This is a genomic window from Kutzneria kofuensis (assembly GCF_014203355.1).
GTDB classification, from domain to species: Bacteria; Actinomycetota; Actinomycetes; order Mycobacteriales; family Pseudonocardiaceae; genus Kutzneria; species Kutzneria kofuensis.
Genome location: NZ_JACHIR010000001.1, coordinates 840711 through 866865 on the forward strand (window position 1 = coordinate 840711; position 26155 = coordinate 866865).

23 protein-coding genes are annotated in these 26155 nt (G+C 71.1%); 6 read left to right on the forward strand and 17 right to left on the reverse strand.

Annotation, left to right across the window (positions count from 1 at the left end; genetic code table 11):
- Window positions 1–29 precede the first annotated feature (29 nt).
- The 4 genes from BJ998_RS03780 to BJ998_RS03795 form a co-directional block, all read right to left on the reverse strand.
- Window positions 30–182 carry a hypothetical protein gene (locus BJ998_RS03780; RefSeq protein WP_184858502.1) on the reverse strand — a complete coding sequence of 51 codons (153 nt, stop codon included), beginning with the start codon at window positions 180–182 and terminating at the stop codon, window positions 30–32.
- A gap of 99 nt (window positions 183–281) precedes the next feature.
- Window positions 282–2273 carry a primosomal protein N' gene (locus BJ998_RS03785; RefSeq protein ID WP_184858504.1) on the reverse strand — a complete coding sequence of 664 codons (1992 nt, stop codon included), beginning with the start codon at window positions 2271–2273 and terminating at the stop codon, window positions 282–284.
- Between the two features lie 155 nt (window positions 2274–2428).
- Window positions 2429–3160 (reverse strand): G1 family glutamic endopeptidase, encoded by a 732-nt coding sequence (locus BJ998_RS03790; protein ID WP_184858506.1) that lies wholly within the window; start codon window positions 3158–3160, stop codon window positions 2429–2431.
- Window positions 3161–3261: 101 nt separating this feature from the next.
- A complete protein-coding gene (locus BJ998_RS03795) occupies window positions 3262–4608 on the reverse strand; it encodes a PucR family transcriptional regulator (protein WP_184858508.1) in 1347 nt (448 codons plus the stop codon).
- A 79-nt stretch (window positions 4609–4687) separates the two neighbouring features.
- Between BJ998_RS03795 and BJ998_RS03800 the strand changes: the two genes are divergently transcribed.
- From BJ998_RS03800 to BJ998_RS03825, 6 genes are all read left to right on the forward strand, one after another.
- Entirely contained in the window at window positions 4688–6094 is a 1407-nt protein-coding gene (locus BJ998_RS03800; RefSeq protein ID WP_184858510.1) for a sodium:solute symporter family protein, read from the forward strand.
- Window positions 6091–7035: an agmatinase gene (gene speB / locus BJ998_RS03805; RefSeq protein ID WP_184858512.1), complete on the forward strand. Its 945-nt coding sequence runs from the start codon at window positions 6091–6093 to the stop codon at window positions 7033–7035. The genes BJ998_RS03800 and speB overlap by 4 nt, the downstream gene beginning before the upstream one ends.
- Complete coding sequence (locus tag BJ998_RS03810) at window positions 7032–8648, forward strand: thiamine pyrophosphate-binding protein (protein WP_184858514.1); 1617 nt, start codon at window positions 7032–7034, stop codon at window positions 8646–8648. The genes speB and BJ998_RS03810 overlap by 4 nt, the downstream gene beginning before the upstream one ends.
- On the forward strand, window positions 8633–10048 hold the full coding sequence (locus BJ998_RS03815; RefSeq protein WP_184858516.1) for a gamma-aminobutyraldehyde dehydrogenase: 1416 nt from the start codon (window positions 8633–8635) through the stop codon (window positions 10046–10048). The genes BJ998_RS03810 and BJ998_RS03815 overlap by 16 nt, the downstream gene beginning before the upstream one ends.
- 313 nt (window positions 10049–10361) lie before the next feature.
- The gene (locus BJ998_RS03820; RefSeq protein WP_184858518.1) at window positions 10362–11507 is read left to right on the forward strand and encodes an HNH endonuclease; all 1146 of its coding nucleotides are present in this window, start codon (window positions 10362–10364) and stop codon (window positions 11505–11507) included.
- A 480-nt stretch (window positions 11508–11987) separates the two neighbouring features.
- Window positions 11988–12743, forward strand: a complete 756-nt coding sequence (locus BJ998_RS03825; protein ID WP_184858520.1) for a class I SAM-dependent methyltransferase — start codon at window positions 11988–11990, stop codon at window positions 12741–12743.
- Here the strand turns inward: BJ998_RS03825 and BJ998_RS03830 are convergent.
- From BJ998_RS03830 to pyrR, 13 genes are all read right to left on the reverse strand, one after another.
- The gene (locus tag BJ998_RS03830; RefSeq protein ID WP_184858521.1) at window positions 12729–13421 is read right to left on the reverse strand and encodes a class I SAM-dependent methyltransferase; all 693 of its coding nucleotides are present in this window, start codon (window positions 13419–13421) and stop codon (window positions 12729–12731) included. The genes BJ998_RS03825 and BJ998_RS03830 overlap by 15 nt on opposite strands.
- Entirely contained in the window at window positions 13418–14620 is a 1203-nt protein-coding gene (gene metK / locus BJ998_RS03835; protein WP_184858523.1) for a methionine adenosyltransferase, read from the reverse strand. Before metK ends, BJ998_RS03830 begins: the two co-directional genes overlap by 4 nt.
- A 92-nt stretch (window positions 14621–14712) precedes the next feature.
- Window positions 14713–15933, reverse strand: coding sequence for a bifunctional phosphopantothenoylcysteine decarboxylase/phosphopantothenate--cysteine ligase CoaBC (gene coaBC, locus BJ998_RS03840; protein ID WP_184858525.1), 1221 nt, complete (start codon window positions 15931–15933; stop codon window positions 14713–14715).
- Window positions 15930–16217, reverse strand: coding sequence for a DNA-directed RNA polymerase subunit omega (gene rpoZ / locus BJ998_RS03845; protein WP_312889909.1), 288 nt, complete (start codon window positions 16215–16217; stop codon window positions 15930–15932). The genes coaBC and rpoZ overlap by 4 nt, the downstream gene beginning before the upstream one ends.
- 20 nt (window positions 16218–16237) lie before the next feature.
- Window positions 16238–16852, reverse strand: a complete 615-nt coding sequence (gene gmk, locus BJ998_RS03850) for a guanylate kinase (protein WP_184858529.1) — start codon at window positions 16850–16852, stop codon at window positions 16238–16240.
- Window positions 16849–17166 (reverse strand): integration host factor, actinobacterial type, encoded by a 318-nt coding sequence (gene mihF / locus BJ998_RS03855; protein WP_116176684.1) that lies wholly within the window; start codon window positions 17164–17166, stop codon window positions 16849–16851. The genes gmk and mihF overlap by 4 nt, the downstream gene beginning before the upstream one ends.
- 267 nt (window positions 17167–17433) lie before the next feature.
- Window positions 17434–18297: an orotidine-5'-phosphate decarboxylase gene (gene pyrF / locus BJ998_RS03860; RefSeq protein ID WP_184858531.1), complete on the reverse strand. Its 864-nt coding sequence runs from the start codon at window positions 18295–18297 to the stop codon at window positions 17434–17436.
- Window positions 18294–21614 (reverse strand): carbamoyl-phosphate synthase large subunit, encoded by a 3321-nt coding sequence (gene carB / locus BJ998_RS03865; RefSeq protein ID WP_184858533.1) that lies wholly within the window; start codon window positions 21612–21614, stop codon window positions 18294–18296. Before carB ends, pyrF begins: the two co-directional genes overlap by 4 nt.
- Window positions 21614–22735, reverse strand: coding sequence for a glutamine-hydrolyzing carbamoyl-phosphate synthase small subunit (gene carA / locus BJ998_RS03870; protein ID WP_312889910.1), 1122 nt, complete (start codon window positions 22733–22735; stop codon window positions 21614–21616). Before carA ends, carB begins: the two co-directional genes overlap by 1 nt.
- Entirely contained in the window at window positions 22732–23241 is a 510-nt protein-coding gene (locus BJ998_RS03875) for a PH-like domain-containing protein (protein ID WP_184858535.1), read from the reverse strand. The genes carA and BJ998_RS03875 overlap by 4 nt, the downstream gene beginning before the upstream one ends.
- Window positions 23238–24539, reverse strand: a complete 1302-nt coding sequence (locus tag BJ998_RS03880; RefSeq protein ID WP_184868404.1) for a dihydroorotase — start codon at window positions 24537–24539, stop codon at window positions 23238–23240. Before BJ998_RS03880 ends, BJ998_RS03875 begins: the two co-directional genes overlap by 4 nt.
- Window positions 24539–25471, reverse strand: coding sequence for an aspartate carbamoyltransferase catalytic subunit (locus BJ998_RS03885; protein WP_184858537.1), 933 nt, complete (start codon window positions 25469–25471; stop codon window positions 24539–24541). The genes BJ998_RS03880 and BJ998_RS03885 overlap by 1 nt, the downstream gene beginning before the upstream one ends.
- Window positions 25468–26067 (reverse strand): bifunctional pyr operon transcriptional regulator/uracil phosphoribosyltransferase PyrR, encoded by a 600-nt coding sequence (gene pyrR, locus BJ998_RS03890; RefSeq protein ID WP_184858539.1) that lies wholly within the window; start codon window positions 26065–26067, stop codon window positions 25468–25470. Before pyrR ends, BJ998_RS03885 begins: the two co-directional genes overlap by 4 nt.
- Window positions 26068–26155: the final 88 nt, after the last annotated feature.

Consider the following 26155-nt stretch of genomic DNA (forward strand, 5'->3'; position numbering starts at 1 on the left):
GACGGGCCTTGCCGGTCCAGTCTAGGAGATCAGTACTCTGCGTGGTCGGCCCCCAGGAACAGCACGGTCGCCATGGCGACGACGAAGTGCCCGGTGAACCTGGCCGCCGTGATTAGCGCCGACAGCAGCTGAGCCGGCCAGCGGACGGCGATGGTGTTGTGGGTGGCGGTCAGCGTGGTCATCGTGGCTCCTCGGGTCGATCGTGACTCAAGGTTCGCTCGGTGAACCGTCATCCCGCGTCGGCACGGAGTCCCATCCGCGGACTCATCCCCGAGGATGAGTCACAGCAGCTCAAGCGGGTCCATGCGGACCCGGACGGGATCGGGGTCCTTGCGGGCGGTGCGCACGCGCACGGCGGCGGCGACGGCCTCGGCCAGGGCGCGGCCCTCGGCACGGGAGGCGCGGACGAGGGCGCGTTCCTTGTCCTCGCCCAGCGGCACGGGGCCGAGGATCTCGCCGGTGGCGGGCAGCCGCAGCTCGTCCAGCACGGCGGCGACGGCGTCGGGGACGCCGTCGATGGTGGCCATCCGCACGGCGGGCGGGAAGCCGAGCTCGGTCCGTCCGGAGAGCTCCAGGTTGGCGTGCCAGACGGGGTCCCACCGGACAAGCGCCTGCACGGTCGGCAGGCTCGACTCCGCCGTGACGACGACCCGGCCGCCCTGTGCGCCGGAGACGACCATGCCGGCGGCGGTCATCCACAGCCGCAGCGCCTCCTCCGTCGCCCGGAGGTCGGCGCGCCCGAGGATGGCCCAACCGTCGAGGAGCAGCGCGGCACCGTAACCGCCGACGGCGTGCGGCTCGGCACCGGGAGTGGCGACGACGAGGGCAGGGGCGTCGGGCACCTCGGCCAGCACCTCGCCGGCGCCGGAGGTCCGTACGACGATGCCGGGGAAGGCACGGCCGAGCTCCTCGGCAGTGCGCTTGGAGCCGACGACAACGGCGCGCAGTCGGCGTGAACCGCAGGCCGTGCAGCGGAACATGACCTCCACGGCCCCGCACCAGCGGCACTCGGCCGGGCGCGGCGCACCGTTGTCGCTGCCGCCGGGAAGGGACAGCGGCCCGGCGCACTTGCGGCACTGGGCCCGCACGCGGCAGTTGGCACACGCGAGCGCCGGCACGTAGCCACGGCGCGGCACCTGCACGAGCACCGGCCGCCCGGCCTTCAGGGCGTCGCGGGCGGCGTCGAAGGCGATGGCCGGCAGCCGCGCCGTGCGGGCGGCCTCGTCCCGGGCCAGCTGCGTGTCGGTCTCGCCGATGGCCGTCACGCGGGGTGCAACGGCACGGAGCTGTTCGCGCGAGGCGACGATCTCCGGCGCCCAACCGGTGTCCACGAGCAGCTGTGCCTCGGCGGTCCGCGCGAAGGCAGCGACGAGCAGCGACGCCCCGGCCATGTGTGCCCGCTGCACCAGGACGTCCCGCACATGCGGATACGGCGCCAGCTGCTCGGCGTGGCCGCTGTCGCCGTCGTCCCACACCACGAACAGCCCCGGGTCGGCGACGGGGGCAAAGGTAGCGGCCTTGGTACCGACGACGACGCGCACAGTCCCCCGCAGCACCGACAGCCACCGCTTGTAGCGCTCCCCCGGCCCGAGGTCGGCCGACAGTGCGACGACGCCGTCCATCAGCTTCTGACACGCCGCGAACACCCGATTCACGTCGCGGTAGTCCGGCACCACGATGACCACGCCCTTGCCGGCGGCCGCGACCGTGGCGGCGACCTCGGCCAGCCGCGCGGGCCAGTCCTCGCCGGGCAGCGCCTGCCAGACGGCGTTCGCCGAGCGGCCGCCGGCCAGGGCGTCGAGATAGGCGGGGCCGCGGGTGTAGCGCTGCCAGCCGTCAGCCGCTGGACGTTGCGGCGGCGGCACCGGGTCGTCGGCCGGGCGGGCCTCCGCGCGGGCGTGTCGCGGCGGGATCGCCAGCCGCAGCACATTGGCCAGCGACCCGACGTACCGGTCGGCAACCGCGCGGGCCAGGCCGTGGATCTCCGGTGTCAGCACCACTTCCGGCGACACGACCCGCTCGATGTACTTGATCTTGTCGGCGACCTCGGTGTGCTCGACCCGCTCCAGCAGGAAGCCGTCGGTCAGCTTGCCCCGGAACCGCACCCGCACCCGCACGCCCGGCTTTGCGTCGGCGTCACACTCGGCGGGGATGCGGTAGTCGAAGGGGAAGTCCAGGTGGTACGGCAGCGGCACGTCCACGCTGACGCGTGCGACGGCGGCGGAGGCGGCGGGACGCCGCTCACCGCGCCGGACGTTCCCGCTGGTGGCCACGCTGTGAGGTCTACCAGAGCAGCCCCGCTTGGTGCCGTGAAGGGGGCATTCCTGGCGTCGGACGCCAGGAATGCCCCCTTCCGGGCTCTGTCCGAAATCGACATTCGGTGTGCCGTGCTTGTGCCGCGCGTTCCGCGCGGGACTCGCCGGGGTCGTTACACGTGCTTCCAGGTGCAGGTGAAGGTGTTGCCGCCGGACAGGCCCGAGACGGCGTCCTTGGTGGTGCCGCCGCTGGCCTGGGTGATGGGGTCGTAGTTCTGGCTGCCGATGGCCTTGCCGTTGGCGGTGGCGTTGGTGAACGTCACACTGCCGAAGTCGGCCAGCGGCAGCGTGCCATTGCTGTCGGACGGCGCCTCGGCGATGATCTCGGCGCTGGCCAGCTTGGCAGCGGAGTAGGTCTTGTTGACGGTGTGGCTCCAGCCACGCGTGTCGTCGGAGATCTTCAACGTGAACTTGCCGCCGGTGGTCTCGGTCACCGAGGCGGTGAAGTGGTCGCCGGGGCGGACGGTGTCGCTGAAGTTGACCGGGTAGGCCGGGTACATCTCGTACCAGGCGTAGTACTCGGCCTGGCCGTTGATGTAGTCGACCTCGGTGCCGAGCTGTTCCACGGAGTTGCTGCCGTCGCCGTCGATGCCGACCCAGAAGCTGGAGTACGCGTCCTGGGAGGTGGCCTTCACCGACGGCTGCACCCAGCTGGCGGACACGCTGGTGAACTTGCCGCCGGTCACTGCATAGCCAGCCCAGTTGCCGCTGGTGCTGTGGGACAGGCCGTGGTTGAGCGGCTTATGGATGTGTGGCGCCGGTGCGGCGGTGGCGGCCGGAGTGGCCAGGCCGATCACGGCCAGCGGTGCGAGCACGGCGATGGCGATACGCAGGCGCGTCTTCACGACAGGGTCTCCTCGTGCAGGGGTAAGAAGCACTGCACGGCCACGCTAGGTTCGCGAAACCCCGTGGTGAAGCGGGAAACCCCTTGGCACGAACCCTAGATTCAGTCAGACCACCGCAAAGCGAACCAAAGTTCCATGCGCCGCTGCACGTCGGACAGGTCGATGTCCAGTTCCCGTGCCACCACACCGATCCGGTGCCGCACGCTGTTGCGGTGGACGCCGAGCTCGGTGGCGGTGCGGTCCCAGTTGCCGTTGCACGCCAACCAGGTCCGCACCGTGTCCACAAGTTCGGGTCGAGTTGCCAACGGCGCCAACAACTCCGCGGCGAATCGGGCGGCGGCGCCCGGATCCACCAAAGCCGACACACCGTCGGCGCCGGTCACGGGCCGGCCGATGGCGACGGCACGGTCCAGCATCCGCCCGGCTTCCCGGTCGGCGGACGGCAGATCGGCCACGCCCACCGGGGAACTCACCGCTAGCAGCCAGCCGGCCTCTTGCGCCGCAACAACATCCGGCGAAGTCGTGACGACGGCACGCAATCGGCCTCCGTCGACGTCCACCAAGCCGGTGCCGAGGTCGAGGTCCCTGTCGCCACGGGACTTCCGCCGGCCGCGCACCACCCGGTAGCCGTCGTACGGATCGTCACCAACCAACATCTTCGTGACCGAACGACCGTCGGCCCGCTCGGCCAAAGCCAGCAGCGCCAACGCAACCGCGATGACGGCCCGGTCCGTGGCGGAGAACGGCCGTTCGGCGCCGACGACCAGAACCTGGTCGGGCTCGACCGGATACCCGACGACGTGCCACGATCCGAGCTCGGTCGACGCGCTCCGCGGGCCACTGCCGGCCCGAAGCCGTGCCGCCAGCGCCAGAATCTCCGTATCGACGCTTTCGACGCCGACCCGCGCGAGGACACCGTCAGTCCCCAGCAGCACACACCACCAGTCGGCGAGCTCTGCCAGCGCGGAGACGACTGCGCGCAAGGGATTCGGCCGCAACGCCGCGCGTGTCAACGCCGCCTGCGCCTCGGACAGCCACCGCAGCTCCGCGTGCTCCGCCTCGGCCAGCGCCACCCCCACGGCCTGGCTCACGGCGAGGAACGGTGTCGACGGCGGCAGTGCCAGCAACGGCAACCCGTGCCGTGCGCACGCGTCAACCAGATCGGCCGGTACATCGTCGTAGACAGGCGTGATGCCGAAGCCCAGCGCCTGCACGCCGGCGGCGACCAGACCGCGCACGTACCCGTCGACATCCTCGGGGAAGTTGACGCCGGCGGTCAGCAGCAGCTCGCCGCCGAGCAGGTACGGCACGGGATCCCGCAGCTCGCTGACGTGCGCCCACCTGATCGGGCGATCCAGCTGGTCCGAGCCGGTGAGCACGACCAGCCCCAGTTCCGGCCGGCGCACCAGCGTGCCGAGGGGGACTGTGGACGTTCGGCCCAAGGACATGGCCCGAGATTGTGCACTTCGTCCACAGCGGCCGCACGCCGTCGCTTCCTAGGGTGACCTGAACGACAGGAGGACCCCGATGGCTCTCGATTACGTGGTGATCGCGGCGTACGTGCTGGGCATGGTCGGCGTCGGCTGGTGGGGCATGCGCCGCGCCACCACCCGCAGCGACTACCTGGTCGCCGGCCGCCGCCTGGGCTGGGCGATGTACTCCGGCACGATGTCCGCCGTGGTACTGGGCGGTGCCTCGACCATCGGTGGGATCGCGCTCGGCTACCGGTTCGGCGTCTCCGGCGCGTGGCTGGTGTTCACCATCGGCCTCGGCATCCTGGCGCTGTCGGCGTTCTTCGCCCGCCGGATCGTGCGGCTGCGCGTCTACACCGTCCCCGAGATGCTGGACCTGCGCTACGGCGGGTCGACGAGCATGGTGTCCGGGGTGGTGATGTGGGGCTACACGCTGATGCTGTCGGTGACGTCCACCATCGCCTACGCCACGGTGTTCGAGGTGCTGTTCGGGCTGCCGAAGGCGGCCGGCGTGGTCATCGGCGGCGTGATCGTGGTGCTGTACTCGGCGCTGGGCGGCATGTGGTCGATCACCCTGACCGACATCGTGCAGTTCATCGTGAAGACGGTCGGCATCCTGCTGGTGCTGCTGCCGACGGCGCTGGTGGCGGTCGGCGGCTTCGGCGGCCTGCAGGCGAAGCTGCCGGCGAGCTACTTCGACGTCGGCTCGATCGGCACCGGCCGGATCGTCACCTACCTGCTGATCTACGTGTTCGGCCTGCTCATCGGGCAGGACATCTGGCAGCGCGTGTTCACGGCACGCACCCCGCGGGTGGCGACCGCCGGCGGCCTCACCTCCGGCCTGTATTGCGTCGTCTACGCCGTCGCCGGCGCGCTGATCGGCAGTGCCGCCCGCGTGCTATACCCGACGCTGGCCAACCCGGACGACGCGTTCGCCACGATCGTCACCGGCCTGCTCCCGGCCGGCCTGCGCGGGCTCGTCCTCGCCGCCGCGCTGGCGGCGATGATGTCGACCGCCTCCGGCGCGTTGATCGCGTGCTCGACCGTCGCCCAGAACGACATCCTGCCGAAACGGCTCCTCGGGGGCGACGGGGTGCGGGCGAACCGCGTCGCCACCCTCGCGCTCGGGGTCGTGGTGATCTTGATTGCGATCATCGTCGACGACGTGGTAGCGGCCCTGACCGTGGCCTACAACCTGCTGGTCGGAGGCCTTCTGGTGGCCATCATCGGGGGCTTGCTCTGGAAGCGCGGAACCCGGGTCGGCGCGATGGCGTCCATGATCGCCGGCGCCGTCACCGTCGTCGCGTGCATGCTGGCTTTCGGCCTGCTCGCCGACGAGCCCATCTACTACGGCCTGCTCGCCAGCCTCGCCGTGTACGTGGTGGTCAGCCTGGCCACCCCGCGCACGGCCGACTCCGTGCTGCACAGCTGGGAACAACGACTCGCTGGAGCGACCGCATGACCCCGATCGGCCCGACCGACTCCTCCGTCGTCCCGCGCTTCGCGGGCTTCGCCACCTTCGCCCGGCTGCCCCGGATCGACCAGGTGAGCAGCGCGGACGTCGCCGTGGTCGGCATCCCGTTCGACGCCGGCGTCTCCTACCGGCCGGGCGCGCGGTTCGGGCCTGCGGCGGTGCGCGAGGCGAGTCGGCTGCTGCGGCCGTACCACCCGGCCCTGGACGTGTCGCCGTTCGAGCGGGCGCAGGTGGTGGACGCCGGCGACATCGCGGCCAACCCGATGGACATCTCGCAGGCGATCGGGGTGATCGAGCGGGGGGCCGGTGAGTTGCTGGACGGCGGGGCGAAGCTGGTCAGCATCGGCGGCGACCACACGATCGCGCTGCCGCTGCTGCGAGCGCTGTCGCGACGGCACGGACCAGTGGCGCTGCTGCATTTCGACGCGCACCTGGACACGTGGGACTCCTACTTCGGCGCGTCCTACACGCACGGCACGCCGTTTCGCCGGGCCGTCGAGGAGGGCCTGCTGGACACGTCCGCGCTGAGCCACGTCGGCATCCGCGGCCCGCTGTACGACCGCGGCGACCTGACCGGCGACAAGGAGCTCGGCTTCGGCATCGTGACCTCGGCCGACGTGCTGCGGCGCGGCGTGGACGAGGTGATCGGCGGGCTGCGGGACCGTATCGGGGACCGCCCGCTGTACGTGTCGGTCGACATCGACGTGCTGGACCCGGCGCACGCGCCCGGCACGGGAACGCCGGAGGCGGGCGGCCTGACCAGCCGCGAGCTGCTGGAGATCCTGCGCGGCCTGGCCGGCGCCAACCTGGTGTCGGCCGACGTGGTCGAGGTCGCCCCGGCCTACGACCACGCGGAGATCACCTCGATCGCCGCCTCGCACGTGGCGTACGACCTGGTCTCGCTGCTGGCGATGGGGGTGTCGGCGTGACGCGCATCGGGGCGGATCTGGTCGTCGAGACGCTGAAGGCGCTCGGCGCGGACACGGTGTTCGGCGAGCCGGGGCAGCACGCGCTCGGCCTGTTCGACGCGTTGCGCCGCTCCGACCTGCGCTATGTCGGCAACCGCACGGAACCGTCGGCCGCGTTCGCGGCCGACGGCCACGCGCGGCTGACCGGACGGGTGACGCCGCTCGTCGTGTCAACAGGTCCTGGCGCATTGCTCACATTGGCCGGGTTGCATGAGGCAGTCTCGTCTTCGTCGCCGGTGCTGGGCATCAGCAGCCAGATCCCGTCCGACGGGCTGGGCGGCCGGCGGCGCGGCTACCTGCACGAACTTCCCGACCAGCAGGCGAGTTTCCGCGATGTGGTGAAGTCCGTGCACGTAGTGCGGACCGCGGCGCAGATCCCGGCCGCGCTGGCCGAGGCGTGGCGAAGCGCTTCAACCGCGCCGACCGGCCCCGTATGGGTGGAGATTCCACAGGACGTGCTGGCCGGTCCGACCGTGCAGCCACCGGTGCTTTCGGTCGACGCCGAGCCGAGAATCTTGCGGGCGCAAGCAGAACTGGTCGCGGAGGCGGTGAAGCTGCTCGACGCTGCCAAGCGGCCGATGATCCTCGCCGGCGGCGGCGTGGTGCGCGCCGGCGCCCAGGAAGCGTTGCTGGCGTTGGCCGAACGCCTCGGCGCGCCCGTGGCCAGCACGTTCGGCGGTCGCGGCGCGTTCCCGTGGGAGCACCCGCTGTCCCTGCGGTCGTGGCTGGAGGACCGGCACACCACGGAGTTCCTGGCCTCGGCCGACGTGCTGCTGGTGGTCGGCTCCGGGCTCGGTGAGCTGTCCACGAACTACGGCACGTTCCGGCCGGGCGGACGGGTCATCCAGGTGGAGGCCGACGCGGCGCGGCTGGCGGCGAACTATCCAGCATTGGGGATCCACGCCGACGCCGGGGAATTTCTGTCCGAAGTTGTCAAACACATTGCCGTGCGGGACCGTCCGGCGCCGGACACCGCCGGCCTGCTGGCGCGCGTCGGGGCGCGGCTGGACGGTCAGGACCTGGCGTTGGAGCGCGACACTCTGGCCGCCATAAGGGAAGCGCTACCCGACGACTCGCCCAGTTTCTGGGACATGACCATTCTCGGCTATTGGGCCTGGTCAGCGTGGGACCCACGATCGGGCGGAATGCACACGGCGCAGGGTTCCGGCGGCCTCGGCTGGGCGTTCCCGGCGGCCGTCGGGGCGGCCGCGGCGCTGCGGGGGAATCGGCCGGTGCTGGCCGTTTCCGGCGACGGCGGAGCCATGTACGGGCTCGCCGAGCTGGCCACCGCGGCCCAGCACAAGCTGCGCGTCACGTGGTTGATCGTGGATGATGGAGGGTATGGGATTCTCCGCGAGTACATGGACACCCCGTACGGCACCGAGCTGACCCGCCCGGACTTCGTGGCGCTGGCCAGGTCGTTCGGCGTGTCGGCGACCCTGAGCAGTCCGGCCGGGCTGGCGTCCGACATGATCAATTCGTTGGCGGCCGACGGCCCGAGCGTCGTCGTGCTGCCGGCGGTGTTCAAGATGTTCGCGCCGACCCACCAGGAGGTGCAATGGCGCACAACGTGATCAACGGCGAGCGACTGTCCGGTATGGACGGTCTCACGGCCGACGTCGTCGACCCCGCCACGGGCGAGGTCAACGGCAGTGCTCCCATCTCCGGACCGTCCGATGTGGACAAGGCGGTGCGGGCCGCCGCGGCGGCGTTGCGCGCCTGGCGGCGCAGCACGCCGCGCGACCGCGCGCACGCGCTGCTCGGGCTGGCCGCCGCCGTCGAGGACAACGCGAAGCGGCTGGCCGACGCCGAGTGCGCGGAGACCGGCAAGCAGTGGCACGTGGTGCTGGACGAGGAGATTCCGGCGAGCGTGGACGCCCTGCGGTTCTTCGCCGGCGCCGCGCGCAACCTGGAGGGCCGGTCCGCCGGGGAGTACGCCAGCGGGCTGACCTCGACGATCCGGCGGGAGCCGGTCGGCGTGTGCGCGCAGATCACGCCATGGAACTACCCGCTGCTGATGGCCGTGTGGAAGATCGCGCCGGCGGTGGCCGCCGGCAACACGACCGTGGTGAAGCCGGCCGAGACGACGCCGTCGAGCACGGTGCTGCTGGCCGAGCTGGCCGGCGAGTACCTGCCGGCCGGCGTGGTGAACGTGATCTGCGGCGACCGGGAGACCGGCCGGCTGCTGGTCGAGCACCCGGTGCCGGCGCTGGTGTCGATCACCGGTTCGACCCGGGCCGGCATGCAGGTCGCCGCCAGCGCGGCGGCGACGCTGAAGCGGACCCACCTTGAGCTGGGCGGGAACGCTCCCGTGATCGTGTTCGACGATGTCGACGTCACCGACACCGCGGAGAAGATCGTGGCCGCGGCGTTCTACAACGCCGGGCAGGACTGCACCGCCGCCAGTCGTGTTCTCGTCCATGCCGACGTGCACGACGAGCTGGTGGAGGCCCTCACCAAGGTCGCCTCGGCCCAGCGGACCGGTCGCGGGCCTCGCGAGGCGGCGGACTTCGGGCCGCTGAACAGCCAGGCGCAGCTGGACCGGGTGACGGGGCTGGTGTCGAGGCTGCCGGCTGCGGCCGTGGTGCACTGCGGCGGGCACCGGGTCGGTGACCGGGGGTTCTTCTTCGCCCCGACCGTGATCTCCGGGGTGCGCCAGGACGACGAGATCGTGCAGGAGGAGGTGTTCGCCCCGGTCATCACCGTGCAGTCGTTCGGCACCGAGGAGGAGGCCGTCGAGCTGGCCAACGGCGTGCCCTACGGCCTGGCGTCGTCGGTGTGGAGCGAGAGCCACCGACGGGTGCTGCGGGTGAGCTCGGCGCTGGACTTCGGGTGCGTGTGGGTGAACACGCACGGGGCGCTGGTGTCCGAGATGCCGCATGGAGGGTTCAAGCAGTCCGGGTACGGCAAGGATCTCTCCGGCTACGGCTTCGAGGACTACACGCGGGTGAAGCATGTGATGAGCGCGGTTTGACGTCGCGGTTTTTGGGTGCGGGTCGCGTGGATTTGGTGTGGAGCCTCTGGACGATGGCACTCAGGGCTGTTTAGGGGCAGGCAGAGCCTGCCCTGAGTCGCTGCCAATTGTATGCCATCGCCCACCTCCACACAAAATCCACGCTTCGCTCATTGATCACCCGCCCCGCTTCCCCATCCGCTTCCCCGCCCCGGCTTCCCCCCATCCGCTCCCCGGTCGCCAGAACACACAGCGCCCGAAGTCAGCGATTATGCATGAAACAATCACCCATTAGTGATTCGAGTTCGATCTTCACCGAGCGTATTCTAGAGGCATGAAAGAACTCACCCTCGACATCGAGAACAAGGAGCCCTGCGGGGCCCTGTTCGACCTGTTGGCGAGGGTGGACATTCCAGGCCTCTCCGATCAGGAGAAGGTCACCGCCTACATTCTGGCCGGCAAGATCGCCGCATTCGGCCACGCCATCCAGCTCGAAGTCCTCCACCACGTCGACGACCTCACCGAACTGGCCATGGCCGGCCACGAACCCGAGCGGGCGTTGGGACAACGCAAGGAATTCAGCCGGGTGGTCGAGACACTGCCCCGCCTGTTCGCCCAGCTGCGGCGCGGCGAGATCGACCAACGACGACTGGAAGTCGTCGACGAGCGGGTCGGCCATCTGCCCGATCAGGCTCTGATCACCCAGGTCGAGGACTCCCTGGTCGAGGTAGCGCCGGGATTGAACCGCAGCCAACTCGCCCGCCAGACCACGAAACTGGTCGCCCTGGCCGACCCCGACGGCCACGACCAGCGCTGCCACAAGGCCAAGTTGGAACGCCGAGTCGAATTCACACCGCTACCCGATGGGATGGCCCAACTCAAGGCCATCCTGCCCGCCGTTGACGCCCGCATGGCCTACGACCTGCTCAACGCCGACGTCACCGACCTGCCCAAAGACGACCGGACCACCGACCAGAAGCGGGCCGACGCCTTCCTCGACCGCTTCCTGGCCAACACGAAGGACCGGCAGGTCCAGGTCCACGTCACCATCCCCATCGAGACCCTCATCGGCCTGACCAAAGAGCCCGGCCTGCTGGACGGCTACGGCCCCATCCCCGCCGAACTCGCCTGCGAACTGGCCATGCAGGGCCCCTGGCGCGGCATCCTGCTCGACCAGTACCGCCACGCCATCGCCATGAGCACCGCCAAGTACCGGCCCACCGCCCCCATGCGGGAGATGGTCAAGGTCCATGACGGCGGCCTCTGCACCGCCCCCGGCTGCACCAGCCCCATCCGCGAACTCGACCACGTCATCCCCTGGCCCAAAGGCAAAACGAAAGCCACCCAACTCAAGGGCCTGTGCTCCTGGCACCACCACCGCAAACACGACAACTACACGGTGACCCTGGATTCCGACGGCACCACCACCTGGACCACACCCCAGGGCCGGGTCCATACCACCCGACCCCACCAATACTGACCCGCCCCCGCCCCCATTCTTTGACAACTCCACAGCGAACGAAACCCGCCCGCCGACTCATCGAACACCACGCCCCCAATCCGATGGCGCCCCTTCGCCACCCAACAACCGCCACCCCACCACCCTCACCCCATACTTGGGCCGATTTTGTGTGGAGGTGGACGATGGCATACAATTGACAGCGACTCAGGGCAGGCTCTGCCTGCCCCTAAACAGCCCTGAGTGCCATCGTCCAGAGGCTCCACACCAAATCGGCCCACCCACGCCGCTGAATTCGCATCCACCCAACACCGCTAACGCCGCCAGCACCACCAACCACACACCACCCCAAACACCGCTATACCAAGCCACCCGACACACGAAAACCACCACCCAACCGCCTAATACGCCGACACCTCCATCAAAACCGACCGAGACCCACCCGGACAAACAAATCCCAACCCCTAGCAAACCGTACGTCCGTACTGCTACCGTCGTCGCATGACGGACGCCACCACGCGCTTCGGCGGGTTCGCCGAGGAGTACGACCGGGTTCGCCCTCGGCCCCCGGCCGAACTCGTCCCGCTCATCAGCCAGTGGGCCGGCACCTCGACCCCTGACGTGGTCGACCTCGGCGCGGGCACCGGGCTTTCCACGGCCCTCTGGCCGTCCGCCATCGGCGTCGAACCCGATCCCGGCATGCGCGCCGTCGCCGCCGCCCGGGGCCTGCGGGTCATCGACGGCACCGCCGAGGCGACCACCCTCCCCGACAACTGCGCCGACGTCGTCACCGCCGGCCAGGCCCTGCACTGGTTCGACCCCGAGCGCACGTTCCCCGAGATCGCGCGCATCCTCCGACCCGGCGGCGTGTTCGCCGCCTTCGACTGCGACTGGCCTCCGGCCGTCGACGCCGAATGCTTCGCCACCTACCTGGAGGTCGAGGCCAACTACCGCGTCCTGGAGGTCCGGCACCACGTCCGCCCCGCCTACGCCGAGAAGACCGACCACGTCGCCCGCCTCCGCGACAGCGGCCTGTTCCGGCACGTCGCCGAGATCGCCCTGCACGCCCGCGACACCGGCGACGCCGACCGCTTCGTCGACATCCTCCGCAGCCAGGGCGGCGTCGTCGCGCTGCTGGAACGCGGCATCACCGAGGACGAGATCGGTCTGACCCGCCTGCGCCAGGTCGCCCGGCGACGCATCCCCGAGCCCCGCACCTGGTGGTGGACCTACCGCGTCCGGCTAGCGGTCGTCTGACCGGTACACGCGGTACGAGATGACCCGCTCATGCTCCACGGGCTGGTCGGGCTCGAAGCCGGAGCGGGCCAGCACCTGCTCGGCGACGGCCTGCAGGGGCGACAGGTCCTGGCCCGGGAGCCAGGCGTACGGGTGCGAAGCGGCGTCGAAGACGACCTGCCGAGGGGTGTCGAGCTGGGGGAAGCTGACCTCGACGACCTCACCGGAGCCGAGAACCGAGTCGACGTCCTCGTAGCCGGAGGGGCCGTGGACGTGGTGGGCACCTTCCAACCCCAAGCGGCGGCCCTCGTCGAAGACGGCGTCACGCAGCGGTGCCAGTTCGGAGGCGAACATGCGGCCGCCGAGGGTCACGGCGACGGCGCCGCCGGGGCGGACGACTCGACGGGCCTCGGTCAGGGCCACGCGCCAGTCCGAGACGTGGTGCAGGACCCGGGCCAGGTGCACGCCGCCCAACGAGCCGGAAGCGAACGGCAGGGCGCAGGCGTCGCCGAGGACAAAGGGCGCCGAAGGGGCGTCGGGGCCGCGGAGGTCGACGGCGTCGAGCAGGATCAGGGTGCCGCCGAGCTGCGCGGCGACGGAGCCGACGCCGCAGCCGACGTCCAGGACGACCCCGGGCAGGAACGAGCGAAGCCGCCCGTAGAGATCACGGGCGGCTTCCTCGGGAACGGGCAGGCTCACGCGCCAGCGGCGGACTTCAGGGCCTCGGCCCGGTCGGTCCGCTCCCACGGCAGGTCCAGGTCGGGCCGGCCGAAGTGGCCGTACGCGGCGGTCGGGGCGTAGATCGGCCGCAGCAGGTCGAGGTCCCGGATGATGGCGGCGGGCCGCAGGTCGAAGACCTCGCCGATGGCCTGCTGGATCTTGGCCGGGTCCACGGTCTCGGTGCCGAAGGTCTCCACGAACAGACCGACGGGGGCGGCCTTGCCGATGGCGTAGGCGACCTGGACCTCGGTCCGGGTGGCCAGGCCGGCGGCGACGACGTTCTTCGCCACCCAGCGCATGGCGTACGCGGCGGAGCGGTCCACCTTCGACGGGTCCTTGCCGGAGAAGGCGCCGCCGCCGTGGCGGGCCATGCCGCCGTAGGTGTCGACGATGATCTTGCGGCCGGTCAGGCCGGCGTCGCCCATGGGGCCGCCGATGACGAAGCGCCCGGTCGGGTTGACGAACAGCCGCACGCCCTCGGTGTCGAGGTTCAGGTTGGCCAGCTCCGGCAGCACGACCTGCTCGCGCACGTCCACCGCGAGCATCTTCTCCAGGTCGATGCCGTCGGCGTGCTGCGAGGACACGACCACGGTGTCCAGCCGCACCGGCTGGTCGCCGGCGTACTCGATGGTGACCTGGGTCTTGCCGTCGGGACGCAGGTACGGCAGCGCGCCGTTCTTGCGGACCGCGGTCAGCCGGCGCGACAGGCGGTGGGCCAGCGCGATCGGCAGCGGCATCAGCTCGGGGGTGTCGGTGGTGGCGTAGCCGAACATCAGGCCCTGGTCACCGGCGCCCTGGCGGGCGATCTCGTCCTCGGCCGACTCGACCCGCGATTCATAGGCGGTGTCCACGCCCTGCGCGATGTCCGGGGACTGCGACCCGATCGCGACGTTCACGCCGCAGGAGTTGCCGTCGAAGCCCTTGGCCGACGAGTCGTAGCCGATCTCCAGGATCTTCTCCCGGACGATGGTCGGGATGTCGGCGTACGCCTCGGTCGTGACCTCGCCGGCCACGTGCACCTGGCCGGTGGTGATCAGCGTCTCGACGGCGACCCGGCTGCGCGGGTCCTTGGACAGCAGCCCGTCAAGAATGGAGTCGCTGATCGCGTCACAGATCTTGTCGGGGTGGCCCTCGGTGACCGACTCAGAGGTGAACAGCCTCCGGCTGTGTTCGCTCACGACACTCCTCACAGATGTTTCTCGGCGGCCTTCGGGCCCCTCGCCACGCTCTCTATCGCGTCAACCGTACCGGGCGTGACGTCGAAGCCCGCTCAAGTCCTGAGCAAGGGCCCGATCGCATCCCACACTGTGGCCGCCAGCCGGGACTTGGAGCCGTGCGGGATGGGATGTTCGTCACCGCCCGCGGTCAGCAGCCACCCGGCGTTGTCCTCGACCTCGAACGCGAGGCCGTCGCCGACGGCGTTGACGACCAGCAGGTCGCAGCCCTTGCGGGCGAGCTTGGCCCGGCCGTGGTGCAGCACGTCACCGGTCTCGTCGCCGGTCTCGGCGGCGAAGCCGACCACGACCTGTCCGGTGGGACGGGCCTTGACGAGCTCGACCAGGATGTCCGGGTTGACCGCGAGCCGGATCGGCTCGGGCTCCCGGTCACCCTTCTTGATCTTCGACGAGGACAGCGCGAGCGGCCGGAAGTCGGCGACGGCCGCGGCCATCACCACCACGTCGGCCTCGCGGCTCTCGGCGTGCATGGCGTCCCGCAGCTCGATCGCGGACCCGACGCGGACCACCCGTACGCCGGCGGGGTCGGCCAGGTCGGCGGTGTGCCCGGCGACCAGCGTGACCTCGGCGCCGCGCTGGGCGGCGACCCGGGCCAGCGCGTAGCCCTGCTTGCCGGACGAGCGGTTGCCCAGGTAGCGGACGGGGTCGAGCGCCTCGCGGGTGCCGCCGGCGGACACCACCACGCGGCGGCCCTCCAGGTCCCGGGGCAGCGCCGACGGGGCGGCCAGCAGCAGCCGGGCCAGCTCGACGATCTCGGCCGGCTCGGGGAGTCGGCCCTTGCCGGTGTCCTTGCCGGTCAGCCGGCCGCTGGCCGGCTCGGCCACGACCACGCCGCGGGAGCGCAGCGTGGCGACGTTGGCCTGGGTGGCCGGGTGCTCCCACATCTCGGTGTGCATCGCCGGCACCATGAGCACGGGGCAGCGCGCGGTCAGCAGCGTGCCGGTGAGCAGGTCGTCGGCCATGCCGTGGGCGGCCCGGGCCAGCAGGTCCGCGGTGGCGGGGGCGACGACGACCAGGTCGGCGGTCTGCCCGATCTTGACGTGCGGCACCGCCGGGACGTCGGTGAACACCCCGGTGGCGACCGGCTGCCCGGACAGCGCCTCGAAGGTGGCCGCGCCGACGAAGTTCAGCGCGGCCTCGGTGGGCACCACGCGCACCCGGTGACCGGACTCGGTCAGGCGGCGCAGCACCTCGCAGGCCTTGTAGGCGGCGATGCCGCCGCCCACGCCCAGTACGACGTTCGGAACGTCGCTCATTCGCCTTCGGTGTGCTCGAGCATGCCGGAGTGGATCTCGCGCAGCGCGATCGACAGCGGCTTCTCGCGCGGGCCCGGCTCGACCAGCGGGCCGACGTACTCGAGCAGGCCCTCGCCGAGCTGGGCGTAGTAGTCGTTGATCTGCCGCGCGCGCTTGGCCGCGTAGATCACCAGCGCGTACTTCGAGCTGACCTGCTCCAGCAGGTCGTCGATCGGCGGGTTGGTGATGCCTTCCGGCGTGCTGACGGGCTCGCCGACAGCGGCAAGGTGGCTCGGGATGGTCACAGACAACGCTCCTGAAGTAGTCACGGCTCGCTGGACACACGCTCGGTGGGCGAGCCGACCACCAAGGTTAGCAACTCGCGTGCGACGGTACGAACATCGGAGTTCACCAGCACGGCGTCGAACTCCTCGGCGGCGGCCAGTTCCTGCTCGGCCACCTTGAGCCGGTGCGCGACGACCGCCGGATCCTCGGTGCCGCGGCCGGTCAGCCGGGTCACGAGAACCTCCCACGTCGGCGGCATCAGCATCACCAGCTGCGCCTCGGGCATGGCGCGCCGCACCTGGCGCGCGCCCTGGAGCTCGATCTCGAGGATCGCTGGAGTTCCCCGCTCCAGCGCGGCCTCGACGGGCCGGCGCGGCGTGCCGTAGCAGTTGCCCGCGTACTCGGCGTGCTCGAGCAGCTCCCCGGCGGCCACCATGCGGTCGAACTCGGCGCGGTCGACGAAGTGGTAGTGCTGGCCGTCGACCTCGCCCGGGCGCGGCGCGCGGGTGGTCACCGAGACGCTGTAGTACACGTCCTCACCGAGCCCGCGCAGCTCGGAGAGCACGCTGGACTTGCCGACCCCGGAGGGGCCGGACAACACGGTGAGGCGGGGCCGGGCACTGGTGCCCGACCCCTTCTCGGCCGTCTTGCTCACTCGCCGCCGAACTCGGTCAGCAGGGCCTTGCGCTGACGGTCGCCGAGACCACGCAGCCGGCGGCTGGTCGCGATCTCCAGCCGCTCCATGATCTGCGCGGCCCGGACCTTGCCGACGCCGGGCAGGGACTCCAGGAGTGCGGAGACCTTCATCTTGCCGAGGACCTCGTCGGTGTCGGCGGCGGTCAGCACGTCCTTCAGGTTCGTGCCGCCACGCTTGAGGCGCTCCTTGAGCTCGGCCCGGGCGCGACGAGCGGCAGCCGCCTTCTCCAGCGCTGCGGCCCGCTGCTCCTCGGTCAGCTGGGGAAGGGCCACGATCTCCTCCGTGGTGTGGGTGTTCTTCAGTGGGATCGGTGTCGCGACCGTACCGATCGAGCCTCGCCCGGTACAACGTGGGTCCCCGTGGTGACAACGCACAACCAATGCGGTGACACTCCCCCACCCGGTCGGGTGCATCTCGACCAAAGCGGCCGTCACGACGTGGTGGAAGTAGTACCAAGGACCCCCGACAGCCTGATCACCGCCACCGGTGATGTGCCCCGCGAGCCCCGTGTGCTATGCACGACCAGCGGGGTTTCAAGATCAACTCACGGATTTCCCTGCCGTGCCTGCGGATTCGCCCAGCTCGCGGACGGATTCCCTGGTCGCGACGGCGGCGGCGCGCAGCGCCGCCACATCCGGCCCGTGCCGCAGCACGTCGCGGGACGAACTGGGCAGAACCTGGCCGGAAATCCCGCCGAAAAGTCGCCGCAGGTCGGCGACGGTGCCGCCCTGCGCGCCCAGCCCCGGCGCCAGCACCGGACCGTTCAGGCGGGACAGGTCCAGGCCCGTTTCACCCACCGTGGCACCGATAACGACACCCACATGGCCCAGTGGTCGGGCCCCGTCATTGCGCTCGGCGGCCGCATCCACGATCGACTGCGCGAGGGAAACGCCCCCATCGGTGCGCGCCCTTTGCACGGACGGGCCTTCCTTGTTGGAAGTCAAGGCGAGAACGAAAATTCCGCGACCGGTTTTCGCACTCAGCTCCAAAGCCGGATCCAGAGAACCGAATCCCAGATACGGCGAGAGCGTCACCGCGTCGCCGGCCAGCGGCGAGTCGTCGGACAGGAACGCCGACGCGTAGGCGGCCATCGTGGAGCCGATGTCGCCCCGCTTGGCGTCCACGATCACCAGCGCGCCGGCGGCCCGCGCCTCGGCGATGGTCCGCTCCAGCACGGCCACGCCCCGCGAGCCGAACGCCTCGAAGAAGGCCGCCTGCGGCTTCACCAGCGCCACCTCGGCGGCGAACGCCTCCACGCAGGTCAGCGCGAAGCGCTCCAGGCCGGTGACGTCCACCGGCAGGCCCCAGTCGGCCAGCAGGCCCGGGTGCGGGTCGATGCCGGCCACCAGCGGCCCGGCGGCGGCCACCTTGGCCGCCAGCCGGGCCCCGAAGGACTCGCTCATGCTTTCGCACCCTTCAGCGCGGCCTGGAGGCCCTGGAGCGACCGCACGCCGATGTCACCCCGGATGAGGGCCTCGATGCCGTGTACGGCCGCCGCAGCCCCGGAAACGGTGGTGATGCACGGGATGTCCCGTGCGACCGCCGCCGTCCGGATCTCGTAGCCGTCGACCCGGGGGCCGTGGTTGCCGTACGGGGTGTTCATGATCATGTCGACTTCGCCGGCGAGGATCTTCTCGACGATGTTGTCCTCGCCCTCGAAGTGCTTGCGCACCACCGTGCAGGCCACGCCGTTGCGGCGCAGCACCTCCGCGGTGCCGGCGGTCGCCAGGATCTCGAAGCCCAGGTCGGCCAGCCGCTTGACCGGGAACACCATGGCCCGCTTGTCCCGGTTGGCGACCGACACGAACACCCGGCCCTTGGTCGGCAGCGACCCGTACGAGGCGGTCTGCGACTTGGCGAAGGCCTTGCCGAACGAGAAGTCCACGCCCATCACCTCGCCGGTGGACTTCATCTCCGGCCCGAGCAGCGAGTCCACGCCCTTGCCCTCCGGCGTGCGGAACCGGTGGAACGGCAGCACCGCCTCCTTCACCGCGACCGGCGAGTCGGCGGGCATCTCGGCGCCGTCGCCCTCGGCCGGCAGGACGCCTTCCTCCCGCAGCTGGGCGATGGTGGCGCCGAGGGCGATCCGGGCCGCCGCCTTGGCCAGCGGCACCGCCGTCGCCTTGGACACGAACGGCACCGTCCGCGACGCGCGGGGGTTGGCCTCCAGGACGTAGAGGACGTCGTCCTTGAGCGCGTACTGCACGTTCAGCAGCCCGCGCACGCCGATGCCGTGCGCGATGGCCTCGGTGGAGCGGCGGACCGCCTCCAGATCGCTGCGGCCCAGCGTGATCGGCGGCAGCGCGCACGAGGAGTCGCCGGAGTGGATGCCGGCCTCCTCGATGTGCTCCATCACGCCGCCGAGGTAGACCTCCTCGCCGTCGCACAGCGCGTCCACGTCGATCTCGATGGCGTCGTCGAGGAACCGGTCGACCAGCACCGGGTGCTCCGGCGAGACCTCGGTGGCGCGGGCGATGTAGCCGGCCAGCGTCTCCTCGTCGTAGACGATCTCCATGCCGCGGCCGCCCAACACGTACGACGGCCGCACCAGCACCGGGTAGCCGATCTCGTCGGCGATCCGCTTGGCCTGCGGGAACGACGTCGCGGTGCCGTACTTCGGCGCGGGCAGCCCGGCCGCGGTCAGCACCTCGCCGAACGCGCCGCGGTCCTCGGCCAGGTGGATCGCCTCCGGCGAGGTGCCCACCACCGGCACGCCCGCGTCGGCCAGCCGCTGCGCCAGCCCGAGCGGGGTCTGCCCGCCCAGCTGCACGATGACGCCGGCGACGGTGCCGGACTCGCGCTCGGAGTGCACGACCTCCAGCACGTCCTCGAACGTCAGCGGCTCGAAGTACAGGCGGTCGGAGGTGTCGTAGTCGGTGGACACCGTCTCCGGGTTGCAGTTGACCATCACGGTCTCGAAGCCGGCCCGCCGCAGCTCCATCGCCGCGTGCACGCAGGAGTAGTCGAACTCGATGCCCTGCCCGATGCGGTTCGGGCCGGAGCCGAGGATCAGCACCTTCGGCCGGTCCCGCTGCTCGGTGACCTCGGTCTCCGCCGCCGGGTCGGACTCGTAGGCGGAGTAGTGGTACGGCGTGCGGGCGGCGAACTCGGCGGCGCAGGTGTCGACGGTCTTGAACACCGGCCGGACGCCCAGCCGGTACCGCAGCGCGCGGACGCCGTCCTCGCCGGCCAGCTCCGGCCGCAGCGACGCGATCTGCCGGTCGGACAGGCCGGCCCGCTTGGCCCGGCGCAGCAGCGCCTCGTCCAGCACGGCCGCGCCGACGATCTCCTCACGCAGCTCGCCCAGCGCGGCGATCTGGTCGATGAACCACGGGTCGATGCCGGACGCCTCGTGCACCTGCTCCACGGTCGCCCCGAGCCGCAGGGCCCGTTCGACGGTGTACAACCGCCCGTCGTGGCCCTTCTTGAGCGCTTCGAGGGTGTTCTCCAGCGTGGCGTCGTCGGCGTCCGGTCGGGTCCAGAAGCCGGCCGCCTTCGTCTCCATGGAGCGCAGCGCCTTGTTCAGCGCCTCGCTGAAGTTGCGGCCGATGGACATCGCCTCGCCGACCGACTTCATGGTGGTGGTCAGCGTCGGGTCCGCGCCGGGGAACTTCTCGAACGCGAACCGCGGCACCTTCACCACCACGTAGTCCAGCGTCGGCTCGAAGGACGCGGGGGTCTCGCCGGTGATGTCGTTCTGGATCTCGTCCAGGGTGTAGCCGATGGCCAGCCGGGCGGCGATCTTGGCGATCGGGAAGCCGGTCGCCTTCGACGCCAGCGCGCTCGACCGGGACACGCGGGGGTTCATCTCGATGACGACCATGCGACCGGTCCGCGGGTTGATGGCGAACTGGATGTTGCAGCCGCCGGTCTCCACGCCGACCGCGCGCAGCACGTCGATGCCGACGTCGCGCATGTGCTGGTACTCACGGTCGGTCAGCGTCATCGCCGGCGCGACGGTCACCGAGTCGCCGGTGTGCACGCCCATCGGGTCGATGTTCTCGATCGAGCAGATGACCACGACGTTGTCGTTGCGGTCCCGCATGAGCTCGAGCTCGTACTCCTTCCAGCCGAGCACGCTCTCCTCGATCAGCACCTCGGTGACCGGCGACTCGTCCAGGCCCAGCGAGGCCAGCCGCTCCAGCTCGTCCGGGGTGTGCGCCATGCCGGAACCCAGGCCGCCCATGGTGAACGACGGCCGGATGACCACCGGCAGGCCGAGCTCGGCCACGGTCTCGCGGACCTCGTCCATCGTCTTGCAGACCCGGCTGCGCGGGGTCTCCGCGCCGACGGAGGCGCAGATGTCCTTGAACAGCTGCCGGTCCTCGCCGCGCTGGATGGCGCCGATGTCCGCGCCGATCAGCTCGACGTTGTACTTCTCCAGCACGCCGCGCTCGTGCAGGGCGACGGCGGTGTTCAGCGCGGTCTGCCCGCCCAGGGTGGCCAGCACCGCCTGGATCGGGTGGCCGAGCGCCTGCTCCTCGGCGATCACCTTCTCCACGAACTCGGGCGTGATCGGCTCGATGTAGGTGGCGTCGGCGAACTCCGGGTCGGTCATGATCGTGGCCGGGTTCGAGTTGACCAGCGACACGCGCAGGCCCTCGTCCCGCAGCACCCGGCACGCCTGCGTGCCGGAGTAGTCGAACTCGCAGGCCTGGCCGATCACGATCGGCCCCGACCCGATCACCAGGACGTGGTTGATGTCGGTCCTCTTCGGCATCAGCGGGCCTCACTCATCAGCTGGCAGAACTCGTCGAACAGGGCCGCGGCGTCGTGCGGGCCGGCGGCGGCCTCCGGGTGGTACTGCACGGAGAACGCCGGCGCCTCGATGCAGCGCAGGCCCTCCACCGTGCCGTCGTTCGGGCAGTAGTGGCTCACCGTGGCCGGCCCGAACGGGGTGTCGAAGCGCTCCCCCGGCTCGCCCTCCAGGGCGAAGCCGTGGTTCTGCGCGGTGATCGCGACCCGGCCGGTGGCGGTGTCGATCACCGGCACGTTGATGCCGCGGTGGCCGTACTGCAGCTTGTACGTGCCGCGGCCCAGGGCCCGGCCCAGGATCTGGTTGCCGAAGCAGATGCCGAACAGCGGGATCCGCCGCTCCAGCACCCCCTGCGTCAAGGCCACACCGTGCTCCTGGGTGGCCGGGTCGCCGGGGCCGTTGGACAGGAACACGCCGTCCGGCTCCACGGCCAGCAGGTCGTCCAGCGTGGAGTGCAGCGGCAGCACGTGCACCTCGATGCCGCGGGCGGCCATCATCCGGGGCGTGTTGGACTTGATGCCCAGGTCCAGCGCGGCGACCCGGAACCGGCGCTCGCCGTCGGCGGGCACCACGTAGGTCTGCGCGGTCGTCACGTCGCCGGCCAGGTCCGCGCCCTTCATCTGCGGCGCCGCCTGCACCCGGGCCAGCATCGTGTCCACATCGGACAGTTCGTCGCCGGAGAACACGCCGGCGCGCATCGCGCCGCGCTCCCGGATGTGCCGGGTCAGCGTGCGTGTGTCCACGCCGGCGATGCCGACGACACCCTGCCGCACCAGCTCGTCGTCCAGCGACCGGGTGGCCCGCCAGTTCGACGGCCGCCGCGCCGGATCCCGCACCACGTAACCGGAAACCCAGATCCGCGACGACTCGTCGTCCTCGTCGTTCCAGCCGGTGTTGCCGATCTGCGGCGCCGTCTGCACCACGATCTGGCCGTGGTAGGACGGGTCCGTCAGCGTCTCCTGGTAGCCGGTCATGCCCGTGCAGAACACGACCTCGCCCAGGGTCGCGCCGAGCGCCCCGTACGCCTCACCACGGAAGACCCGACCGTCCTCGACCACCAACGCCGCCTGCTCGCGAGCGCTCACTGCGCGCCACCTCCAACGCCTGCCATGGACCGCAGCGCGGTCACCCACTCCTGGTAGTGCTCCTTCTCGTCGGCGCGAAACCCGCTGTCCAGCAGCTGGTTCTCCACCTGCCACCGGACGATGAGCAGGCCGTCGCCGAACATCACCTTGCCGGCCAGCCCCTGGCCGACCCGCGCGTCCCGGACCGCGTCGCGGGGGATCCAGACCGGGCTCGCGCCCACCCGGTCGATGAGCAAACCCTTGTCGTGCAGGTGAAGCGTCGCCTCCGAGCGGAAGCCGACGTCGCCGACCGCGACCCGGTCCTGCCAGCTTTCGTCCGTCGTCGTGCTGACGTAGACGCCGCTGGCCTCGGGCAGCAGCTCGGCGCCGAGCTCGGCCGGCGCGGACGGCAGCGCGGGCAGCGTCTCCGCCTGCCGGCGGGCCCTGTTCCGCCAGCCCCACCACATCGCGGCGGCGCACAGCACGAAGAACGCCAGCACGACGAGCACCAACACCAGGCGCGTCATGACTGGACCTTCCCCTCGGACACGGTGACCCGCCCGCGCAGCATCGTGGTGCGGACCACTCCCGGCAACTCCATGCCCTCGAACGGGGTGTTGCCGGCGATGCTGGCCAGTTCCGCGCCGCGCACCGTCCACCGGGCGGTGGGGTCGACCAGCACCAGCGTCGCCGGTTCGCCCACGGCCAGCGGCCGGCCCTGGTCGGGCAGGCCGGCGATCTCCGCCGGCTTCTCGCTCATCACGCGGGCCACGCCGCGCCAGTCCAGCAACCCCGGCCGCACCAGCGTTTCGACCACGATGGACAGCGCCGTCTGCAGGCCGAGCATGCCCGGCCGGGCGGCCGACCACTCGCAGTCCTTGTCCTGCGGGGCATGCGGCGCGTGGTCCGTGGCGACGCAGTCGACGACACCCTCGGCCAGCGCCTCACGCAGCACCTGCACGTCGGATTCCGTGCGCAGCGGCGGGTTCACCTTGTTCACCGGGTCGTACGTGGCCAGCCGCTCGTCGGTCAGCAGCAGGTGGTGCGGCGTCACCTCGGCGGACACCTTGGTGCCGCGCTCCTTCGCCCACCGCAGCACGTCGACCGTGCCGGCGGTGGAGACGTGGCAGACGTGCAGCCGCGCCCCGGTCTGCTTGGCCAGCAGGCAGTCCCGGGCGACGATCGACTCCTCGGCCGCCGCCGGCCAGCCGGCCAGGCCCAGCCGGGCCGCCCGCTCGCCCTCGTGCGCCTGGGCGTTGACGGTCAGCCGCGGCTCCTCCGCGTGCTGCGCGATCACACCGTCCAGCGCCTTGGTGTACTCCAGCGCCCGGCGCATGATCAGCGGGTCGGCGACGCAGTGGCCGTCGTCGGAGAACACGCGGACGTCGGCCTGACTGCGGGCCATCGTGCCGAGCTCGGCGAGCTTCTCGCCCTTCAGCCCGACGGTGACCGCGCCGACCGGATGCACGTCGACCAGGCCGACCTCGCGGCCCCGCCGCCAGACGTGCTCGACGATCACGGCGTTGTCGGCGACCGGGTCGGTGTTGGCCATGGCGAACACGGCGGTGTAGCCGCCCAGCGCCGCCGCGGCCGAGCCGGTGGCGATCGTCTCGGTGTCCTCGCGGCCCGGCTCCCGCAGGTGCGTGTGCAGGTCGACGAAGCCGGGCAGCGCGACCTGGCCGTCCGCGTCGATGACCTCGACGTCGGTGATCTCCTGGGTGCTGGCGGCGTCCAGCCACGGGCCGATCTCGGCGATCACGCCGTCGCGCACCAGGATGTCGACCGGGTCGCCCTCGCCGTAGAGCCGGACTCCCTTGATCAGCATCATGCGGCTTCTTCCTCCCCCGCGAGCAGGTGGTACAGCACGGCCATCCGGACGTGCACCCCGTTGCGGACTTGCTCGGTGATGGCGGCGCGCGGCGAGTCCGCGACGGCCGCCGAGATCTCCATGCCGCGCAGCATGGGCCCGGGATGCAGCACGACGGCGTGCTCGGGCAGCAGCGACAGGCGTCGCTCGTTGAGGCCGTAGGCGATCGAGTACTCCCGCGCGGACGGGAAGAAACCGCCGTGCATGCGTTCGGCCTGCACGCGCAGCATCATCACGGCGTCCAGCGCCGGCAGCTCGGCGTCCAGCTCGTGCGACACGGCCACCGGCCAGTTGTCCACGCCGGCCGGCAGCAGCGTCGGCGGCGCGACCAGCACGACCTCGGCGCCGAGCGCCGTCAGCAGGTGCACGTTGGACCGCGCGACCCGGCTGTGCAGCACGTCGCCGACGATCGCGATCCGCTTGCCGGCGATCTGCCCGAGCCGCTCCCGCAGCGTGGCCGCGTCCAGCAGGGCCTGCGTGGGGTGCTCGTGCATGCCGTCGCCGGCGTTGACCACGGCGGTGCCGGTGCCTTCCAGCCAGCCGGCCAGCCGGTGGGCCGCGCCGGAGGCCGGGTGCCGGACGATCACCAGGTCGGCGCCGGCGGCGGACAGCGTGAGGGCGGTGTCGCGCAGCGACTCGCCCTTGCCGACCGAGGAGCCGCCGGCCGACACGTTGATCACGTCGGCGCTCATCCACTTGCCCGCGACCTCGAAGGAGACGCGGGTGCGGGTGGAGTTCTCGTAGAACATCGTGACCACGGTCCGGCCGCGCAGCGTCGGCAGCTTGCGGACCTCGCGGCCGAGCAGCGTGCGCTTGAGCGTGTCCGCGGTGTCCAGCACCGCGGTGGCCTGCGCCGGGTCCAGGCCGTCGGTGGAGAGCAGGTGTTTCACTGGTGGTCTTCCCGTCGCAGGTACACGCCGTCGCGCCCGTCCACCTCGGTGAAGCAGACGTGCACCTCCTCGGTGCGCGAGGTCGGCACGTTCTTGCCCACGTAGTCGGCGCGGATCGGCAGCTCGCGGTGGCCGCGGTCGACCAGGACCGCCAGCTGCACCGCGGAAGGGCGGCCGGCGTCGCGCAGGGCGTCGAGCGCGGCGCGGATCGTGCGGCCGGAGAACAGCACGTCGTCGACCAGCACGACCAGGCAGTTGTCGATGCCGCCCTCGGGCAGTGTGGTCGACTCCAGCGGCCGGTTCGGCCGGTGCCGCAGGTCGTCGCGGTAGAGGGTGACGTCGAGCGCGCCGACGGGCACGCGGACGTCGCTGAACTCGGCGATCAGCTCGGCCAGCCGGCGCGCCAGCGGCGCTCCCCGGCTGGGGATGCCCAGCAGGACCACGGGTTGATTGGCCCGAGAATCCGACTCAGCGCTGCCGAGGGACGTCTTCTCGATGATCTGATGGGCCATTCGGGCGATGGTGCGCGCGACATCGCCGGCCGAGAGGAGCTCGCGCTCGGCCGGGTCCGTCGCGCCACGAACACGCGGCGCCACGGGTGGACCTCCTTCCCCGCCTCACCGGACGGGTCCTTAAAGGACGTCGGGTCGCCCGGCGTATGCCGAGCTCAGGGGCCACGGTACC

Excerpts from the sequence above, each read along its gene's own strand:
- coaBC (WP_184858525.1), bottom strand. The coding sequence starts at position 15,933 with ATGAGCGACGTTCCGAACGTCGTACTGGGCGTGGGCGGCGGCATCGCC.
- carB (WP_184858533.1), bottom strand. The coding sequence starts at position 21,614 with ATGCCGAAGAGGACCGACATCAACCACGTCCTGGTGATCGGGTCGGGG.
- BJ998_RS03780 (WP_184858502.1), bottom strand. The coding sequence starts at position 182 with ATGACCACGCTGACCGCCACCCACAACACCATCGCCGTCCGCTGGCCG.
- BJ998_RS03815 (WP_184858516.1), top strand. The coding sequence starts at position 8,633 with ATGGCGCACAACGTGATCAACGGCGAGCGACTGTCCGGTATGGACGGT.
- BJ998_RS03880 (WP_184868404.1), bottom strand. The coding sequence starts at position 24,539 with ATGCTGATCAAGGGAGTCCGGCTCTACGGCGAGGGCGACCCGGTCGAC.
- BJ998_RS03875 (WP_184858535.1), bottom strand. The coding sequence starts at position 23,241 with ATGACGCGCCTGGTGTTGGTGCTCGTCGTGCTGGCGTTCTTCGTGCTG.
- BJ998_RS03825 (WP_184858520.1), top strand. The coding sequence starts at position 11,988 with ATGACGGACGCCACCACGCGCTTCGGCGGGTTCGCCGAGGAGTACGAC.
- BJ998_RS03800 (WP_184858510.1), top strand. The coding sequence starts at position 4,688 with ATGGCTCTCGATTACGTGGTGATCGCGGCGTACGTGCTGGGCATGGTC.
- speB (WP_184858512.1), top strand. The coding sequence starts at position 6,091 with ATGACCCCGATCGGCCCGACCGACTCCTCCGTCGTCCCGCGCTTCGCG.
- pyrF (WP_184858531.1), bottom strand. The coding sequence starts at position 18,297 with ATGAGCGAGTCCTTCGGGGCCCGGCTGGCGGCCAAGGTGGCCGCCGCC.
- BJ998_RS03820 (WP_184858518.1), top strand. The coding sequence starts at position 10,362 with ATGAAAGAACTCACCCTCGACATCGAGAACAAGGAGCCCTGCGGGGCC.
- BJ998_RS03795 (WP_184858508.1), bottom strand. The coding sequence starts at position 4,608 with ATGTCCTTGGGCCGAACGTCCACAGTCCCCCTCGGCACGCTGGTGCGC.